16 protein-coding genes and 1 pseudogene are annotated in these 19,529 nt (G+C 39.4%); all 17 read right to left on the bottom strand.

Going from position 1 to position 19,529, the window contains the following annotated elements:
• Positions 1-2 precede the first annotated feature (2 nt).
• Positions 3-1,523 carry a response regulator gene (locus tag IHV12_RS19235; RefSeq protein ID WP_197191927.1) on the bottom strand — a complete coding sequence of 507 codons (1,521 nt, stop codon included), beginning with the start codon at positions 1,521-1,523 and terminating at the stop codon, positions 3-5.
• Positions 1,501-2,964 carry a sensor histidine kinase gene (locus tag IHV12_RS19240; protein ID WP_197191928.1) on the bottom strand — a complete coding sequence of 488 codons (1,464 nt, stop codon included), beginning with the start codon at positions 2,962-2,964 and terminating at the stop codon, positions 1,501-1,503. The genes IHV12_RS19235 and IHV12_RS19240 overlap by 23 nt, the downstream gene beginning before the upstream one ends.
• A complete protein-coding gene (locus tag IHV12_RS19245; protein ID WP_197191929.1) occupies positions 2,961-3,938 on the bottom strand; it encodes a sugar ABC transporter substrate-binding protein in 978 nt (325 codons plus the stop codon). The genes IHV12_RS19240 and IHV12_RS19245 overlap by 4 nt, the downstream gene beginning before the upstream one ends.
• Positions 3,939-4,113: 175 nt before the next feature.
• Positions 4,114-5,289: a sugar ABC transporter permease gene (locus IHV12_RS19250; protein ID WP_197191930.1), complete on the bottom strand. Its 1,176-nt coding sequence runs from the start codon at positions 5,287-5,289 to the stop codon at positions 4,114-4,116.
• A gap of 11 nt (positions 5,290-5,300) precedes the next feature.
• Positions 5,301-6,821, bottom strand: a complete 1,521-nt coding sequence (locus tag IHV12_RS19255; RefSeq protein ID WP_197132307.1) for a sugar ABC transporter ATP-binding protein — start codon at positions 6,819-6,821, stop codon at positions 5,301-5,303.
• Positions 6,822-6,913: 92 nt separating this feature from the next.
• Positions 6,914-8,017 (bottom strand): sugar ABC transporter substrate-binding protein, encoded by a 1,104-nt coding sequence (locus IHV12_RS19260; RefSeq protein ID WP_066390871.1) that lies wholly within the window; start codon positions 8,015-8,017, stop codon positions 6,914-6,916.
• Positions 8,018-8,193: 176 nt separating this feature from the next.
• A complete protein-coding gene (locus tag IHV12_RS19265; protein ID WP_197132305.1) occupies positions 8,194-8,589 on the bottom strand; it encodes a VOC family protein in 396 nt (131 codons plus the stop codon).
• Positions 8,590-8,722: 133 nt separating this feature from the next.
• Positions 8,723-9,961, bottom strand: a complete 1,239-nt coding sequence (sstT, locus tag IHV12_RS19270) for a serine/threonine transporter SstT (RefSeq protein WP_197132302.1) — start codon at positions 9,959-9,961, stop codon at positions 8,723-8,725.
• 382 nt (positions 9,962-10,343) lie between these two features.
• Positions 10,344-10,541 (bottom strand): hypothetical protein, encoded by a 198-nt coding sequence (locus tag IHV12_RS19275; protein ID WP_197191931.1) that lies wholly within the window; start codon positions 10,539-10,541, stop codon positions 10,344-10,346.
• A 79-nt stretch (positions 10,542-10,620) separates the two neighbouring features.
• Positions 10,621-11,187, bottom strand: a pseudogene (locus IHV12_RS19280) (Type 1 glutamine amidotransferase-like domain-containing protein); the annotation flags it as partial.
• 196 nt (positions 11,188-11,383) lie between these two features.
• Positions 11,384-11,986, bottom strand: a complete 603-nt coding sequence (locus IHV12_RS19285; RefSeq protein WP_197132295.1) for a lysozyme inhibitor LprI family protein — start codon at positions 11,984-11,986, stop codon at positions 11,384-11,386.
• Between the two features lie 159 nt (positions 11,987-12,145).
• Positions 12,146-13,102 (bottom strand): tRNA dihydrouridine synthase, encoded by a 957-nt coding sequence (locus tag IHV12_RS19290; RefSeq protein ID WP_197132293.1) that lies wholly within the window; start codon positions 13,100-13,102, stop codon positions 12,146-12,148.
• Positions 13,103-13,386: 284 nt separating this feature from the next.
• On the bottom strand, positions 13,387-14,301 hold the full coding sequence (locus IHV12_RS19295; RefSeq protein WP_197132291.1) for a hypothetical protein: 915 nt from the start codon (positions 14,299-14,301) through the stop codon (positions 13,387-13,389).
• 69 nt (positions 14,302-14,370) lie between these two features.
• The gene (locus tag IHV12_RS19300; RefSeq protein ID WP_197191933.1) at positions 14,371-15,822 is read right to left on the bottom strand and encodes an MBOAT family O-acyltransferase; all 1,452 of its coding nucleotides are present in this window, start codon (positions 15,820-15,822) and stop codon (positions 14,371-14,373) included.
• A 124-nt stretch (positions 15,823-15,946) separates the two neighbouring features.
• Positions 15,947-17,341 carry an AMP-binding protein gene (locus IHV12_RS19305; RefSeq protein ID WP_197191934.1) on the bottom strand — a complete coding sequence of 465 codons (1,395 nt, stop codon included), beginning with the start codon at positions 17,339-17,341 and terminating at the stop codon, positions 15,947-15,949.
• Entirely contained in the window at positions 17,334-17,582 is a 249-nt protein-coding gene (locus IHV12_RS19310) for a phosphopantetheine-binding protein (RefSeq protein WP_137791400.1), read from the bottom strand. The genes IHV12_RS19305 and IHV12_RS19310 overlap by 8 nt, the downstream gene beginning before the upstream one ends.
• 546 nt (positions 17,583-18,128) lie before the next feature.
• A complete protein-coding gene (gene rlmD / locus IHV12_RS19315; protein WP_197191935.1) occupies positions 18,129-19,505 on the bottom strand; it encodes a 23S rRNA (uracil(1939)-C(5))-methyltransferase RlmD in 1,377 nt (458 codons plus the stop codon).
• Between the last annotated feature and the right edge of the window lie 24 nt (positions 19,506-19,529).

The raw sequence follows: 19,529 nt of genomic DNA on the forward strand, positions 1-19,529 counted from the left end.
CTTCATCCTTTTTTTCCAAGAACAGTTCTACGATATTCTGTAGGTGAAAGCGTAACCATTTTTTTGAACACTTTGCTGAAATAGTTAGGTTCGTGATATCCAACCTCAAACGTGATTTCTTTTAAGCTTTTTTCTGGATCTGCCATCAGTTTCTTCGCCTTTTCAATCCTGCATTCTGTCAGAAAATCAATATAGTTGATTCCTAGTTTTTCTTTAAACATCTTACTGATATAGATAGGACTCATCCCCACTTTTCTTCCTAACGTCTCAAGAGAGATGTCTTCATGCGAATGCTTTACGATATATTGTTTGATCTGATGAATCGTATCGGCCTCAAGCTGTTCATAATGCTCTTCGTATGAAGTCCGCATCTGTTTTAATAAATGTTCTGATTCAGAACGAAGCTGACGGTAATCTTGAGATTGATAGGAAAAGAAAGGCGTTTCTGTCTCCACTCCCATCTCGCTCATCACTCTTGCTGTGACCCAGAGCAATTCGAGAACACGCTGCTGCGTTTGGAGCAAATCCACCGCCTCATTCTCGCACCGTTTGATGAGATCCATTACATTCTTATGAACTTCAGTCCACTTTCCTAACCTAATCTCATCTAAGAACTGTTTTTCACGCTGTTTGGATTGAGGTTTGTCCTCTGTACTCCCAAGCACTGGAACATCATGATAAAAGCGATATTTAACAGGCAAGGAGGAATCCATCGTAGCAATAAGAGATTCTTGATAGGACTGCCGAACTTGATCTAAAGAATGACACACATTTCCGATTCCGATAAACCATCCATCATCTGAATTTACTTTTTGCAGTGAGAGAATATCTTTTGCAAGAGAAATGGCTTGAGAACGGAACGAACAGTCTGGTTTACGAAAAACGATAATAGGAAGCTGGTGGCCATACAATGCTCCAACCCACCCACTCGCCGATTTCCTAACCTTTTCTTTGATCAACGAATATAGGTTTTCTCCCCCTTGTGGAAGTAGAATACTCATCACAAATGATTCATGAGTGGAAGAAATGTCGAGCATATCAACAAGCATATCCAAATGGACGTCATGTACATGATCGAATAACAGCTGTGTGACAACATCTGTTTCCACGAGCGGTAACGTACTTTCCAAAACCTTGAGAGATCTGCGCTCCTCTGCAATTTCCATTAAGACTTTCCCGACCGTCTCCTCGATCTCACTCACTCTGCTTGGCTTTAATAAGTAATCCTTCACCCCTAGTTTGATCGCCTGACGTGCATAATCAAACATATCAAAAGCTGTAATCATCACAAACTTAATAAAGGGATTCGTGGATGTAATCTGCTGAATTGCTTCTAGTCCGTTCATTCCTGGCATCTGAATGTCCATCATCACTAAGTCAGGCTTTAATTCCGCCGCAACTTGTACAGCGACCTTCCCATTTTTCGCTTGATGAATCTCGAGATTAGGAAATGCCTTCTGCAGAATCACTTGTAGCCCTTCTCGTTCAATCTGCTCGTCATCAACGATCAAGAGTTTGAGCATGCTGTTCCATCTCCCTCTTCTTAGGAATTCTTATTAACACCTTCGTTCCTTCACCCATCTCACTTTGAATATCCATCAAGTTTTCCATACCATAAAAAAGTCGGAGCCGTTTCACAACATTCGTAAACCCTATACCTGTTGAAGCACGATTCGTCTCGATCAGCTCACCGTTTAAAATCTGTCTCCTAATATTCTCAGGAATACCAGGGCCATCGTCCTCCACTTCAATCATCACCATGTTATCGTCATCTATAATTCGAAGCCAGATCTGTCCGCCATCTTCTCTTGGTTCAACTGCATAAATCACGGCGTTCTCAATTATGGGTTGCAGAGTCAAGCCAGGAAGTTGAACCTCTAAACAAGACTGATCAATATCGAGGTGCAACGTCAGCCGGTCAGTAAACCTTGCTTTTTGAATGTTCATATATTGCTGAATCACCATCACTTCATCTTGAAGCGTAACGGATTTATCTAACCACTTTAAGTTGTACCTCAAGAGACCAGCCACACTTACAAGTAAATCACTCGTTTCTTCTGATCCTTCCAAGTAGGCCTTTTTTGAGAGCGTATTCAGCGTATTAAATAAAAAGTGCGGATTGATCTGACTTTGTAGATTCTTAAGCTGACTCTCTTGCAACAGAAGCTTGTTTTGCTGCAATTCATGCTCAAGCTGCGCCTTCTGCTGTATTTCCTGAAACAGATTATTAATATTGATGCGCATTCGGTTAAAGGTTTGAGCAAGAAATGAGATCTCATCATTCGATTCAACTTTGATCTCTTTATCAAACTTTCCCGCAGACAGCTCGTTCGCTGCACGTGTTAACTGCTGCACAGGTCTTGTGATACTTAAACTAAACCAATACGTAATTACGAGTAACAAAAGGGTAATAAGAAGCATCAGCCAGATCCCTAGTTTCTTAAACTCTGCAGACTGATCTATAATCCCTCTGTAAAAAACGTCATAGGTCTTCAGCTCTGTGTCGATCAAGGTAAGGGTCATTTCTGAAATATATTTTGAGAGACGCGTCGCTTCGGTGAATTCTTTGTTTGAGGTCTCGGTGTCAGATTCTTCGTAGAACATAAGAGAGCGGTCTGTTGTTTCAATCAAACTATCAATAAGATTCATATAATTCATGAGTGCAAATTCATTTTCAGAGTTTCTTAGCTTTCCGATTTCCCCTTTTGCCTCGTTAAGTTTTACTTTGCTTTGATTGAGTTTATCTACATTTTCTTCAGAGGGATCTAGCAAGTAATTATTGAGATCTGTCACCACTTGTTGACTGCTGCTTGTAACTTCATTCATGCTCAAGTATCGCTGCAGAATGTCATTGTATTGATTTTGCGTTTTTTGATTATAGTAGGTAAGCGCTATCCAAATAATAGCCATGATGATCAGAACGACTGATGCGAGCATCCATATTTTTTTTTGTATTCTGTTCATCTATCATCCATCGCCTTTATCATTCGAATTTCACTGGAATAACCATCCGCATCAAGAGGAACGGTTTCGTTCTTCAGCCACTGCATTAAAACCTCTACGCTTTTTCTCCCCATCATCTCAGGTGACTGCTCAATCACACCATCCAACTTCTTTTGATTAAGTAATGTGATCGATTCAGATCCATCATCAAAAGAATAAATAAAATAGGGTTCTACCTGTCCGCGTCTACCAATCTCCTGAATCATGGCCCCAGCCGTATTAGCGTTCACGGCAATAAATCCGTCCGTATCGGGATATTGATTCAAAAGGTCTCTTGTTTTTGCAATAACTTGCTCTCTCGTCTCAGGTGTTTCTGCATAAACCGTCTTTACGTTAGGAAAGCTTTGAAGCACTTCTTTAATGCCTGAAAGCCGCTCTTCCTGATAATACTCCTTTTGGCTATCGCTTAATAAAATCACTTGCCCTTCTTGCCCCATGTCAGACAACATGAGTTTAGCGATCATCATTCCCGCTAAGTGCTGATTAGAACCTACGTATGTTTTTCGGAGACTTTCTGCTTTAGGTACGTCATTACCTACCGTAATAATAGGAATGCCATAAAACGCCGCTTTAACCTTCGTTAATTCTTTAAAACGATCTGTATCAAGTCCCTGTACAATAATGCCGTCTACTTTTGACTGAATAGCAATTTCAAGCTTCTTCAGAAAATCATCCTGGTTCTTGCCGTAGCTTCCCCATACTTCAAAACTTGCTCCACTTTTTTGAGCTTGTTGTTCCGCACCTTTTCCAACCTTATCCCAGAAAGGCGTATCTAACTCTTGAGTAATAAGAACAATACGAAAACGATCTTCTTTCTGAGAAGATGCTGCAGGTAGTTTCCAATCAGATTGAAACGCTTTTTGTGCCGTTATAAACGTTAAATAACTGAGGAAGATACATATGAAACTTAGAAAGATTATCCCAGCTTTGCGCAAGTGAAGTATCCCCTTTTTTTCCGATAATTTACTAATCTTATTTTATCATAAGAAACTTGATGCAAACGCTTACCTATTTTCCAATTTAGGTATATGCAAAACGTATAAGAGTTAAAAAAGTGAAGACATCTTTTATCACGATGTCTCCACTTTCAACGAACTACGAGTTTAAGTTTTATCCTCTCTTTTTACGTGTCATCACATCAAACAATACTGCTGCAACTAACACGCCACCTCTAATCATGTACTGCATGGAAACCCCAACCCCAAGAAGGTTCATCCCGCTTGATAAGGAAGCCATAACAATGGCACCGATGATGGCACCCGTTACTTTTCCGACACCACCGGCTGACGATACACCACCCACGTATGCTGCTGCAATAGCATCAAGTTCGAATAGTGTTCCTGCTGTTGTCGTAGCCGATTGAAGACGCGAAGTAAAAAGAATACCAGAGAGTGCAGCAAGCATTCCCATAGAACCAAACACCATGTACGTAATTTTATTTACATTGATTCCGCTGAGATGTGCAGCTTCTGGGTTACTTCCTACTGCGTAAATGTGACGGCCAAGCACCGTTTTCGTCGTTAAGAAATGATACGCTACAACGACAAGAAGCATAATAACAACGGTCCAAGAAAAGCCGTTATAACCTGCTAGGATCCAAGTTACATAGGCGATAATCGCTGAAACAAAAATGAGTTTAAACGTAAATATCCCTTTAGATACAACGTCGAACTGATATTTAATCTTGTTCCGACGTGTAGAGATCTCGCTATAAATGTACAATAATATCGATAGTAGACCTAGAATTAAAGATAAAAGATGCAAGCCGTTAACGATCATAAGAGAAGGAATAAATCCGTTGCCGATCGCGTTGAACGCATCGTCTTTGATAATAATTGTTCCTGTTTTCTCCGTTACTTGTAAAAGCGCACCGCGGAAGATCAACATCCCCGCAAGCGTGGCTACGAACGAAGGAATGGCGTATTTGGCGATCAACAAACCGTTAAACAGACCAATAAGTATTCCAAGCACCAGAATCACCGGAATTGTCACATAGATAGGCAGCCCCATCTTTGTTAAAAGAATGGCCGCGATCGCACCAAGAAATCCTGCTGCGAACCCGACAGATAGATCGATATGACGAATAACGATAACAAGTGTCATTCCTACTGCGAGTACAGCGATATAACCAGTAGAATCTAATAGATTACTAATATTACGTGATGACATGAACAGCCCATCCGTCATGATGGAGAAGGTAAGCATAATCACAAACAGAGCGATATACATCCCATAATCACGGATATTCTCTTTCACTAACATTCTTGCTTCATTAATAAATCCCATGTGTTAACCCCCTATTGCGTTGCAAGCTGCATGATGTTTTCTTGATTGGCTTCTTCAATCGGCAGCTCGCCTTTCATTCTTCCTTCAGCCATGACGTAGACACGATCACTCATTCCCAGCACTTCACCAAGTTCAGAAGAAATCATGATAATACTCATACCCTCGCTGATTAATTGGTTCATAATCGTATAGATCTCAAATTTGGCACCTACATCGATACCACGAGTAGGCTCATCCAAAATCAATAGCTTCGGCCCAACGAACAACCACTTCCCGAGTGATACCTTCTGCTGATTTCCTCCACTCAAGTTACCGACCGTTTGCTCTAGTGAGGATGCTTTAATATACATGGACCTCTTGTATTCTGTTGCTCTTTTTACCTCTTCATTCTCGTTGATGATGCCCTTATCAGCGACTTCGTTAAGATTTGCAGCCGTTATATTGTTCTTAATATCTTGAATGAGGAACAGTCCGTCACCTTTTCGGTCTTCTGTTACATAAGCGATGCCTGACTTAATCGCGTCACTCGTATGCTTGAACGTTTTTTCCACACCTAATACTTTTAGTTGACCTTCTAGTTTATAATTTTTCGGATTTCCAAACACACTTAGTGCAAGCTCTGTTCGTCCAGAGCCCATAAGCCCAGCGATTCCAACGATTTCACCTTTTTTCACATGAAAGTCGATGTCTCTTAACACATGTCTGCCAAGCTCGGTACTATAAGCAGACCAATCATTCAGTTCGAGTATTGTTTCACCGATCTTTTTATCTGGTCTCTTCGGATAAATATCATCAATATCCCGTCCGACCATATTTTTTATGATCATGTTCTCTGATATTTCTCCTTTAGAAGCATCGAGCGTACAGATTGTTTTGCCATCACGCAGGACCGTCGCTTGATCAGCAATCGATATGACTTCTTTTAGCTTGTGTGAAATCATAATACTCGTGATGCCCTGTTTCTTAAGCTCACCTAGGAGTTTTAACAAATTCTCGCTGTCATCCTCATTCAGTGCGGCAGTCGGTTCATCCAAAATAAGCAACTTAACGTCCTTACTTAACGCTTTGGCGATCTCGACCAACTGCTGCTTTCCTACACTCAAGTCCTTCACAAGTGTTTCAGGATTCACGTCGAGCCCAACCCGTTTCAGCATTTTCTTTGCTTCGGCAATCGTCTGATTCCAGTCCACCAAGTTTCCACGTTTAACTTCGTTTCCAACAAAAATATTTTCATAAACCGTGAGATCCGGAAATAAAGCTAACTCCTGATAGATGATAACGATGCCGGTTTGAACACTGTCACTAATCTTATTGAACTGCTGAACACTTTCTTCAAACACGATGTCTCCTTCATACGTTCCATAAGGATAAACCCCACTTAGCACTTTCATCAGCGTGGATTTCCCTGCTCCGTTCTCCCCGATCAAACAGTGTATCTCGCCTTTTCTTACTTTAAAATTTACATTACTGAGCGCTTTCACTCCGGTAAACGATTTGGAGATCTCGTTCATCTCCAAAATATATCCGCTCATCATGATCCCTCCAATTAGCCACTCCACTGTCTTCATTGTGAAAAATAGTGATAGACGTAGAATCTATCACTATTTCTCGTCCTGCTATTTTCTTATTCAAGCCCTGTAAAATCGTCGGCTTTATAATAATCAGAATCAATTAGTTCTTTCTTAACGTTGTCTTTGTTTACAACGATTACGTTCGTTTGTTTTGCTTTTACTTCCACGTTTCCATTGTCGTATGAACCTGTTGTTTCTGGCTTCTTCTCATCAAGGATCTCAACTGCCATTCCCATTGCATCCTTAACAAGTGTACGAACATCCTTAAATACAGTCATCGATTGTTTGCCATCAATCACATATTGGATAGAAGCTTTCTCTGCATCCTGTCCTGTTACGAGGTAGCTAGAAACCGCGCTGTCTGATCCAAATACATCTGCGATCGAACGAGCTGTTCCATCGTTTGGAGCTAGAATCGCAACATCACCTTTCAAGTCTGCCTTAGCAGCTGTCAAATGTGTTTGCGCTTTGTTCTTCGCTTCGTTTGCGTCCCAGTTCGTTGTTACTTGGCCGATGATCTTGCTCAGCTCATCGCGAGAAAGTTCAGCTTTATCTTTTAAAGCTTCAGCTTCACTAGAGTTAGCGATTTTGAATGTCCCATCAGCAATCTTAGGTTGAAGTACTTTCCAAGCTCCTTCAAAGAATAAAAATGCATTATTATCAGAAGCCGCTCCAGCATAAAGGTAAAGCGGTGTGTTAGATCCTTTAGCGTTGTCGATCAAGTATTGACCTTGTGCAGCACCTACTGCCAAGCTGTCAAACGTTACATAATAATCAACCGCGTCTGTATTCGTGATCAAACGGTCATACGCGATAACCGTGATGTCATCCTTTTTCGCTGCTTCTACTGCCGCAGCTGCTGCATCACCGTCTTGTGGACAGATGATAAGAACATCGATTCCTTTGTTGATCAATGTTTCAACGTTTTCTTTTTCTTTTGCAGAAGATCCTTGGCTGAACAGAATCTCAGTCGTGTAATCCGTTCCTTTTAAAGCATCCTTAAATCTTTGCTCGTCCTGCACCCATCTAGGCTCATCTTTCGTAGGTAAGACGATCCCCACGCTTACCTCACTATTGCTGTCACTGCAACCAGCTGCAACAAGCATAAGCATGACAACAGCAAGCATCAGAGATAGTAATTTACTTTTCTTCATCATTAGTTCCCCCTTTAAAAAGTACTTACAAGATAATTATAGCTACGGAAAAAGAGGGTTTGAAAGCGCTATCATTAGCACTTTATTAACATCGTCTGTACTTTTTTAACTAAGGGGGTTTTTAACAGCCGCAAAAAAAGACAACGCCAATATACTAGCGTTGTCTTCACCATTATTATCTATTTTGCATTCTCATCAGGCTGATGAATGCCGAAAATATTGCCTTCTGTATCTATGTAGTATCCTTGCCAAGCCATTCCGGGCAGTGCGTACTTCGGCATCGCTACTTTTCCGCCTTGCTCTAAAATCTTGGCTTCTGTTTCATCATAGCTTTCAACACCCATCGTACATGCATATCCATTTAATGCTTGGTTCGGTTCAGGCGGCGGGCTCTGTCTTTGCATCAAAGCACCGTTGATACCCATTTCTTTGTCGTCCCCAGTCACTGCACCGTAATAAGGCATTCCAGCAAATTCACTCCAATCTTGAAATGACCAGCCAAACACCTCACCGTAAAACTTCATTGCCCGCTCCATATCATCCACATGAATTTCAAAATGCACTAATCTTCCCATGAGTAACCTCCTGATTTTTTTATAATAAAACCACTTAAGTCATTCCATACACATAATAGTAATTCCTTTAAACGAGAAAATACGGCAACAAAAAGGCACCTTCAACGCTAAACAACGTCTCAGGTGCCATCTATTATGCTGCTTTTTGAATGTTAATTTCTTTTCCTTCTTTACGCCACTCTTTGTACTCAGCAGCTGCTGTAAAAAGTACGTCTGTTGATGAATTTAATGCTGTTTCAAAAGAATCTTGTAATACACCGATGATAAAGCCAACACCAACTACTTGCATCGCCACATCACCTGGAATACCGAACAGACTACACGCTAGAGGGATCAATAATAACGATCCACCAGCAACCCCTGAAGCTCCACACGCGCACACAGCGGATAAAACACTTAGTAGAATAGCTGTTCCGAGATCAACCTGAATGTTTAGTGTATGAACCGCTGCAAGCGTTAAAACAGAAATCGTAACCGCAGCACCTGCCATATTGATCGTCGCCCCTAATGGGATGGATACAGAATAATTATCCTTGTCCAAACCAAGCTTCTCACATAACTTCATGTTAACAGGAATATTGGAAGCAGAGCTACGTGTGAAGAATGCTGTTATTCCACTTTCTTTCAAGCATTTGAAAACAAGCGGATAAGGATTTTGTCTGATTGCTGCGAAAACAATAAGTGGATTCACAACCAAGGCAACAAATAACATACAACCAATTAAAAGTCCTAACAACTTGCTATAACCCAATAATGATTCAATACCGTTTGACGTAATTGATTCAACGACTAGTCCCATGATTCCTAGAGGTGCTAACTTAATGACCCATGTTACCAATTTAGCTACAGCGTCCGAAACGTTTGAAATCATCGTTTTTGTCGTTTCCTGTGCACTTCTTAAAGCAAGTCCTAAAAGCACTGCCCATGCCAGGATACCGATATAATTCGCGTTAACCAAAGCGTTGAATGGATTATCAACAACGTTCATCAGCAGCGTTTTTAGTACTTCAGCAACACCACCCGGAGGGGTAACCCCTTCAGCTCCCTTACCAAGAGTCAGACCTACAGGGAAGATAAAACTTGCAATAACAGCTGTTAATCCAGCTAAGAATGTACCTATAAGATAAAATAAAATAATGGCTTTCATGTTCGTCTGATGGCCCGCTTTATGTTGCGCGATCGCCGACATAACCAAGAATAATACTAAAACAGGTGCGATTGCTTTTAGTGCACCTACAAATAAAGTGCCAAAAATAATAACAGGTTTTGCTGCTTGCGGAATCGTTACAGCTAGGATAATACCAACAATCAATCCTATAATGATCTGTTTAACAAGACTTAACTGATTCCACTTTTTCAGTATACGTTTCATAGATGTCATCACCAATCTAGTTAGAATTGTAAAGCTGTTCATCTGAATAAACCTGTAGCAAGGATACCCCTTAAACTGATAGGACAATTGAAGCAGGACAAATATCATCCACCTGAAAAAGACAATTGTCTTTCTATTAAGTAGTATTATAGTAAGTATTTCGACTTATTACAATGTATTTAAAAAAGTTGTAATTCTTAGAATATTTTGATAAAAATTACGGACTTGTTTTAATAGAAATAACCCTCAGGATTAAGTTCCTGAGGGTTTCACTTTTTAGTAACGGTTTTATAAGGTTTTATAGATCCATACTGACCATTCCAAGCCAAATTAACTGTGACTAACACTAGAAATGTTCGATGATGAGGGTGAACAAGTAGTACTATTCAGATTCAATAACCCTTGCCACTCCATGTCCACACTCCTTACACTTGCCTTTTAGAACAACTCCAAATGAAGCATCTTCTATCGTAAAATTTTCAATCGTTGTGACGCCTGAACAATTCGTACAAAAAAGATTATTAATAAGCTGACTTCTAATCTCTTTAGGAATAGAAAGCCATCTTTTATTGGCTTCCATATTAAAACCTCTATTCTTCGTTTAAAAAAACAGATACACAAATGACATTCAACGAGCTAGCAGAATAATACATCCAAAACTAAAACAGTTTCCAATGTCCTTCAGAAATTACTTCAGTCTCACCATTAATTACTTTGATTGCGGTATCATCATCAATAGCATATGCTGGTCCATTAATCTCAGCAGCCCATTGTTCTGCAGCTGCCATAGTGTTTTCTGGCAGCATCTCGTGATCAACATGTGGAAAGATTGAAAAATCGACGAATCCAAGTGCTTGATCTTCACCGCTCGGTGGAGTCCAGCCAACGAAATCTTTCCCAATCCTAGGTGTCATCACCATACTACCTGCACTCATTCCCACATATACTGCGCGAAGCGATGGTAATATCTCTGCTAACCCCGACTGCTGCATCCAATGATACAGGTAAAGAGCGTCTCCGCCCGAAACTAAAAAGACGTCGGTCTCCTTTACGAGGGGTACCCAGCGTTCTTTGTCTATGCTTGGCAGCGCAGTAAGCTCGAGCACACCAACTGACTTCCAACCTAGGTTAACCATAGGATTTTCCTCTTTCCCGGTGATGAACTCCCAAGCTTTCACGCCTGGTCCCACCCAGGGATGTCCGTACATGGCAGTAGGTATACAAAGGGTTCACATCTGGAGGCGTGATTAACAAAAGCATACATGAGGCGCTCGTTAATATGTTGGACAAGCCAATTGCTGATTGCAAACAGTAATTTCATAACGTAACTCCTCCTTGCTTTTCCATGAATGTATCTATAATTCTACAGAAGCTGTCACCTTCCTCTTATACACCTGGTGGAGTTACTTTTAGACCCAGTTATTACTTCATATAATTCTCAATTAATTCAAAGCATCTCTTCTCTGTAAGATTGTTTATTGTTCTTACATATTCGTATTGCTCCAATGTACCACCTTCATATTTAAGAGATTCCTTTTTAGCTATATTTTCCCTATTGATTAACCATTCACGTTGTTCTTTTCTTAATTGGTTCATCTCTTCTTTATTGAGTTGCTTCTCTAGTACTCCATAAATTTCGTTTAACAAGTCATCTAATAGTTCGTATGCATCGCCTTCCACTTTCTTCAAAGCGAATGTTGTATCATCTAGTGGATTCTTTCTCATCTCTGCTACTTTATTCTTCATCTCTTCCCATTTTTGAAGATATTTTTCTTTTGTACTTTCCTTATTTTCAGAAGCATCTTTCTGAGACATATCTACCTTTTCATTAGTATGATCACTTCCTGAAGCTTTTTCAATATCATCTTTATTTGAAATATCTGCACCTGATTTTTGAGTTGATTTATCATTTTTTGATTCGTTATCCGTTGATCCATTTGACGAATCAGTTGAATTTCCGCAAGCAGATACTATAACGAGCAGAACGGTTACAACAATGATTAACAACTTCCGATTGTTTTTCATGAACGTACCTCCCTTTTGTATTTGATCTAGCAATTGTTAGCTTCACCTTAACATAAATTACCTCTTGATGAATTTAATGGATTCAAATCAAAAAAACAGCATGTACCCACAAGGTCTCATACTGTTTTTCAATCTATTTCTTTATTCTTTTAAAAGTTATTAATGATTGATTTGATCTAGCAACGCTCTCACTTCATCCGTTGATTTTGTGTTCATCAACTGATTGCGTAATTCTGCCGCTCCTGGGAATCCTTTTACATAGATTTTGAAAAAGCGGTGAAGTCCTGTGATAGAACGCGGCACTTCTTCCGCGTATTGATCTTGGAGATCAAGCTGCAGTCTTAACAGATCAAGATATTCTTTGCTGCTGTGCTCTCTTGGCTCTTTTTCAAAAGCAAAAGGATTTTTAAAGATTCCTCGTCCGATCATAACACCATCAATTCCGTATTTTTCAGCAAGCTCTAGCCCTACTTGACGGTCCGGAATGTCTCCATTGATCGTTAGTAACGTATCTGGTGCAATTTTGTCACGCAGCTTTTTAATCTCAGGAATAAGCTCCCAATGAGCATCTACAAGACTCATTTCCTCTCTTGTGCGTAAATGGATAGAAAGGTTTGCAATATCCTGCTCTAAAATATGCGTAAGCCACGCTTCCCACTCATCGATCTCTTTAAACCCAAGTCGTGTTTTCACACTAACAGGTAGTCCGCCAGCTTTAGCCGCCTGAATTAATTCAGCCGCTACATCTGGACGTAGAATAAGGCCACTTCCTTTTCCTCTTTGTGCGACATTCGGTACTGGGCAGCCCATGTTAATGTCGATTCCTTTAAAGCCCATCTCTTTCATGCCAATACTCATTTTACGGAAATATTCAGGGTTATCTCCCCATATATGTGCCACCATCGGCTGTTCATCTTCTGTAAACGTCAAACGGCCGCGAACACTTTTTAATCCCTCTGGATGACAATAGCTATCTGAGTTTGTAAACTCCGTAAAAAACACATCCGGTCGCCCAGCCTTACTTACAACATGACGAAAAACCACATCTGTCACGTCCTCCATTGGAGCAAGTACAAAAAACGGACGCGGCAGATCACGCCAAAAATTATCTATCATTGATGCTCAAATCCTCTCACTATAATGCAACTTCAAAATCCCGGTAAAATAAATATTCTTTTACTCTTATATCATGATTGTTCACTCAATATCAATCACTGCACATTTATAATTTATGGAAATTTACAAATGTACAAAAAAGCCTCTCGATGATTATGATATCAATACAATTCGTACAAAAATATATTGTCTTCTTTTTCGTCCCTGCCCTTCTAACCTGCAGGTCTGCACCTTTATTAACTTTTAAAGTTATTTAAATGTTTCATGTTTAATTCAACTTTGATTCAATCCTTTTTTAAATAGCCCATTCTCATCAGTTCCTCGTATACGATCCAAGAGAACTTTTTTCTGCCCTCACTGTTTAAATGATCGGGGTCGATAAAATATTCTTGCTTGTTTACGAATCTTGGATCACTCATATAATTTAACAATGGAACATCTAGATTTAGAGCTTCTAAATGCTGAAAAACAAGTCTATTCATAACTTCTTTATTGAAATATTTTTGATAAGACTGATGAACAGGCTCCATGGTCAACACGACTTGGTAGCCTTTATCGCTGCAATAATCTACAATTTCTTCTAACTGCTTTACATTTGGTTCAATGTTATTGTTTTCTATTGCTTCCTGGTACTGTTCTTCTATTTTCTCATATTTTCTTTCTGAATAATCTTTACCATTATTTGACCAAGGTTGATGAGAATTCCATCTTAAGTCTTTTAGTTTACCCGTGATTGCAGAGCTAAGACTCCCAGTATTTGTCCCAGGTAAATTCAAGTAAGTGTAATAATCAATGATATTATACGGTTCAATATCACTACGATCTAAAACTCTATAATAGTTCCCAATGTTCTTAGCCTCAGAATTGGCGAAAGTCATTTGAGAGATGGAAACGAGAACGACACCACCAGGTTTAAGATGCTCACCATACTCTTTCAACAATTTAGAGTCGTATTGAATGGTCTGAGAAGGAAGCGCTAAGTCCAGATGGGACAAACCAGTGGGCTTAAAATAATAACCATACATCGAATGAGATGCACCTAGATTGATGAGATCAACAGGATGTGGTTGTTTCTTAAATGCCAGTATGTCATGATCAATATTGTAATCATATGAATCCTTAACAAATTGATTGATCGGCATAAAAAGTAGGATAACAACACCGATGATAATTGTTAACTTGATGAATAAACGTAACATAGCAAATCCTTTCAACACCGTGTATCTTTTATCAAATCTTCACCTAAACTACACATGGAAGTTGTTGTATCAAAATCCACCATAAACAAATCCATTCTCTGTAACACCTAATATAAGAACTGAAAAAATAAGAAAAATATAAAATGCCAATCTAGTAAATGTGGAGCGCTTTGATAGAAATTCCCATGCAGAACCATTGTTTCTTTCTATATATTGAAACAGTTGTAGAATAATAAAGAAAAAAATAAAAAGTAACAGATCAAATAACGGAAAAATTTCAAAAGCTTTAACCATTCCCACCGGGCTCCAAGAGCTGATGCTCAAGAAAAGTTTTGCGTGATCAAATGCTTGTGCTACGGTATCCGATCGAAAAAAAACTCTAGAAAAGCAGACTAGAAGGAAGGTTATTGCAATCTTCAACCACCTATGAAGCACTGGAGTTCTATCCAATCGAATAAACGAAGCCATACTTTCACGATAAGATTTCGTTGCATCTCCAAACACGCGATAAAACCCATGAATGAGACCCCATAATACAAAAGTCCAAGCGGCTCCGTGCCATATGCCGCTTACTAAAAAAGTAATCACAATGGCAAAATAAATTTCGCTTCTCTTCTTTTTCCTCTTACCTAACGGGAAAAAAATATAATCCCTAAGCCATGTGGAGAGCGTTATATGCCATCTACTCCAAAAATCTGCAATCGAAACGGCAAAGTGCGGCTGCTTAAAGTTTTCAGTTAAATTGATTCCCAACATTCTGGCGCTACCAATGGCAATGTCACTGCATGCTGAAAAATCAGCGTATAACTGAATCGAGAATAAGATAGTAGCTAGTACGATTTCAGAACCAGACGGGTTAGGACTATCGTAAACACTAGCAACGATTGGAGCTAGTCGATCTGCAATCAATGTCTTTTTAAAAAAACCCCATGCGATTCTCTTCATTCCATATACTAAATTTTCATAGTTTAAACGCTGTTCGACTTTCAATTGTGGAATTAATTTTTTGGCACGTTCAATCGGCCCTGCAACCAGTTGTGGAAAAAATGCAAAATAGACCGAAAAATAACCATAATGTCTTTCAGCTTTTTGCTTTCCATAGAAAATATCCACAAGATAACTTACAGCCTGAAATGTATAAAATGAAATGGCTAATGGCAGAACAATCTCTTGGTAGGGTATCGCATAATTCCAACCCATGGATGTCGCCAACGACCGAAGCGATTCATTCACAAAATTAAAATATTTAAACCAACCAAGAAAAAACAACAATACAGAAATACCAACGATCATGGCTTTTTTCTTCTGTTTTTTGGTCTCCTGTTTTTCAATGAAAATTCCAGTGAAATAAGTAAAAGCTGTGCTAATTAACAGTAATAGTATAAATTGAATACTTAAACTAGCGTAAAACACATAACTTGCAACCAATAAAAGAACCCATCTCAATCGATGGTGGATTATATAATTCAACAAAACGGTTATTGCGAGAAATAGAAGAAACTCAATTGATATAAAAGTCATTCAATCACCTGATAAAAAATTACCTTATATTTTTTTCTGATAAAACGAACTAGAAATTATGCATAAATGGCATTGCAACACGTTGAACAGATGGTGGTCGGTCATAGAGATCACCAACTTTAAATTAGCCAAGTTTAGGGAGGTTTGAATAGAGGATTTTTCCAAAGTGATTCCGTGGGATTTCCTCAATTCTCATAATCTTAAAGCCCTTCAAGTTTAATTTTTCCTTGACTATTTTTTTTATCTGAACATAATCATCTCTTAATGTGTAGATATACATTTGGTCATCACTTCCAGCACAGATACAATCGTGGCCATGCTCATGTAAAAACAATTCTACATCATCAAGACTGATGCGGTTTCCATACACTTTTATCATTCTTTTAATGCGTCCTGATATGAAGAAATACCCATCCTCATCAAAGTAAGCCATATCTCCTGTACGCAAAACACCTTTATTCTCATCTTTTTTAGAAAGATCGAATAACGATTCAGCATACCCTAAGGAAACATTAGGCCCTTTGTATATCAATTCACCTGTCAAATGAGGTGCTGTAATTTTGTTTCCCTTGTCATCTTGAATGAATAGCTCTCCACCTGGAATAGCAATACCGATACTCCCTGCTTTTTCAAGATTTTTCTCATAGGGTAGATAGGTCATCCGGGCTGTCGCCTCCGTTTGACCATACATGGTAAAAAACTGAATCCCTTTCTGATTACACACATTAGCAAATTTGCGAGATAGCGTTTCGTTCAATTTGCCACCTGCTTGAGTTAGTTTTTTTAAACTTGGCAGACTAAGCTCTTCAAACTTCATCCTGTCAAGCATCTCATACACAAAAGGAACTCCACCAAAAGTTGTGACTTGCTGTTCCTTACATAAATTCCAAAAATCCTTACTCATTATAGAAGCCCCCGTTACAACGACGGTGGCTCCACATACGAAATGGCTGTTAATAATTGAAAGCCCGTAGGAGTAATTCATTGGTAGTGTAGTGATCGGTTTTTCGTTTTCATGGATATCAAGGTACTTTGCTATTGATACAGCGTTTTCAAAAATATTTTCATAGCTTAAACGAACAAATTTGGGGCTCCCCGTACTTCCAGAGGTTGTTAAGAGTAAAGCAAGATGTTCATGAAGATTATGTTGAAAATGGGTAGGACATTTATATAATGTGTAATCTCCATATACAAAGGAAGAATCCATTGTCTTTGAGAGATCTTGATTATTACTACTTGCCCAGATGTATGCAGGCTTATAAAGATGAACCAGTCTTCGTAACCGATCTATATGGATGGATGCATCCAAAAGAACGGGGACAACGCCACCTCTAATAAAGCCCACGTAACCAAATAAAGACTCTTTATTATTTGAGCACAAACAAAAAACGAGCGTTCTTTCACCCACATTACCGCAGATGGCATCCGATATTTCTACCATTTCTGAGTATGAATATTCTCGGTCTGCATATACAGCTGTGCGGTTCCCAAACTGCTCCATTTTTTTGAAGTTATTCATTAATAATGTTCACTCCCGAACGTTCCAATAGCTCAATTCCAGACTGGTAAGAATTGAATTCCGTCATCCATTCTGAATCTAATGAGACATCAAATGCATCCTCAATCTCACAAATGAGCGCCATATGTGCGATTGAATCCCATTCTGCTGATTCTGCTAAGACTAAATTCTCAACTACTTCATCTTCCTCTAGTTCCAACACATTAATAAAGGCATTTCTATATTTTTCGATGTTCCTCATCATTTACACCCTTTCATTTGAAGACCAAACAAGTTCTATATACCTAATCAATCTCCAGACACATCGGAGATTAAGGTTTTTCTGTCAAAGTTACTACAAACTACGACAAACTACGGGATCGTAAGTAATTATTAAAAATAACTATACAACATGTACAAACTATTATTGCGATTCTTATTGATAATAATTATCATTCCCAAGCATGATTCTAGCATATCGACTTTTGAAAAACAATAACACTTGCAAACTGTTAAAATTAGGAATGCACCATCTACTTCAGCCCTAACTGTGACACACATTTCGTGAGCAGTCTGCAAAGTCATCTTCACAGTCAAAATAAAAAAAGAAGTGAGCCCTCTTGAAGGCTCACTTCCTGTAATTATTAATACTCATTTTCATTCATTTACAATCTGGTCACATCTTGCCCACACTGCTGATACGTTCACTTCAAAACAATGCCAAAGTCATTGTCTTTATCTCTACGGCATCCTTACAATTCGAACAGTAAGTATAAAAAAGTAATAGATAGCCATTTTTATTTTTTAATTAGTTAAGCTCAAGCAACGCAACAGCTTCAACATGCGTCGTCTGAGGAAACATATCGACCGGCTGGACTTTCTGCGTTTTAAATCCACCATCTTCAAGTACGCGCAAATCACGTGCTAGTGTAGCTGGGTTACAGCTCACATACACAACACGCTTCGGTTTCATTTCAATGATGGTTTTTAATAATTCCTCGTCACAGCCTTTTCGTGGTGGATCCACGACGATCACATCTGGCGTGATGCCTTGTTTTTTCCACTCGGGAATCACATCTTCTGATTTACCAACAGCAAACTCAGCGTTATGGAGATTGTTTAACTCCGCATTGCGGCGCGCGTCCTCAATCGCTTCTGGTACGATTTCTACGCCGTACACTTTTTTCGCTTTTTGTGCGAGGAACAGTGATATTGTTCCAATTCCGCAATACGCATCGATGACCGTCTCATCACCATTTAGTTCCGCATATTGTAATGCTTGATCATAAAGCACCTTCGTTTGGTCTGGATTAATCTGATAAAACGAACGCGCTGAGATGGCAAACTTGATGTCGCCGATAAAATCGTAAATATATTCAGCACCCCAAAGCACGCGTGTTTCTTCACCAAAAATCACGTTCGTACGTTTTGAGTTCACATTTTGAACGATTGATTTAATCTCAGGTAGTGCTTTTCGGATATCTTCTACTATCTTCTTACGCTGCGGCAGGTCTTGACCGTTCGTTACGAGTACGATCATTAAATCACCTGTCGTTTTCCCGTATCGCGCAATGATATGACGAAGAATACCTTTATGTTTTTCTTCATTATAGGCACTGATGTTATACTGATTCATGATTTCTTTCACAGCTTGTACCGCGTCGTCGTTCGTATCTCCCGTGATAATACAGCTATCCATCTCTACGATCTCATGGCTACGCTTTTGGTAGAAACCTGTGATGATGCGGCCGTTGCGTTCACCAACTGGCACTTGCGCTTTATTGCGATAACGCCAAGGTTCTTCTCCCATGCCAAGTGTTGAGAGAACGGGAACGTCTTCTAACTTTCCGATTCTTGCTAGAACGTCTTCTACTAACTTGCGTTTGTATTCCAACTGTCCTTCATAGGATAGATGCTGAAGCTGACACCCTCCACACCATTTATAGATCGGACAAGGTGGCTCAACACGTTCAGGGCTCTCTTCGATCAGCTCTTCTAAACGACCAAAACCGAATCCTTTTTTCACACCTATAACCTTGATCTTCGCACGCTCGCCAGGCAATGTATTCGGCACAAACAAAGTAAACCCATTTACACGAGCAACTCCTGCTCCCTCATGGGTTAAATCCACTATATCTACTTCATAACTTTCATTTTTATGAACAGGCAAATCAGCCTTTGTCATTGTCATCGTCCCTTTTTGTCTCTT

The sequence above is a fragment of the Fictibacillus sp. 7GRE50 genome (assembly GCF_015903875.1).
In the GTDB taxonomy this organism is placed as follows: domain Bacteria; phylum Bacillota; class Bacilli; order Bacillales; family Fictibacillaceae; genus Fictibacillus; species Fictibacillus phosphorivorans.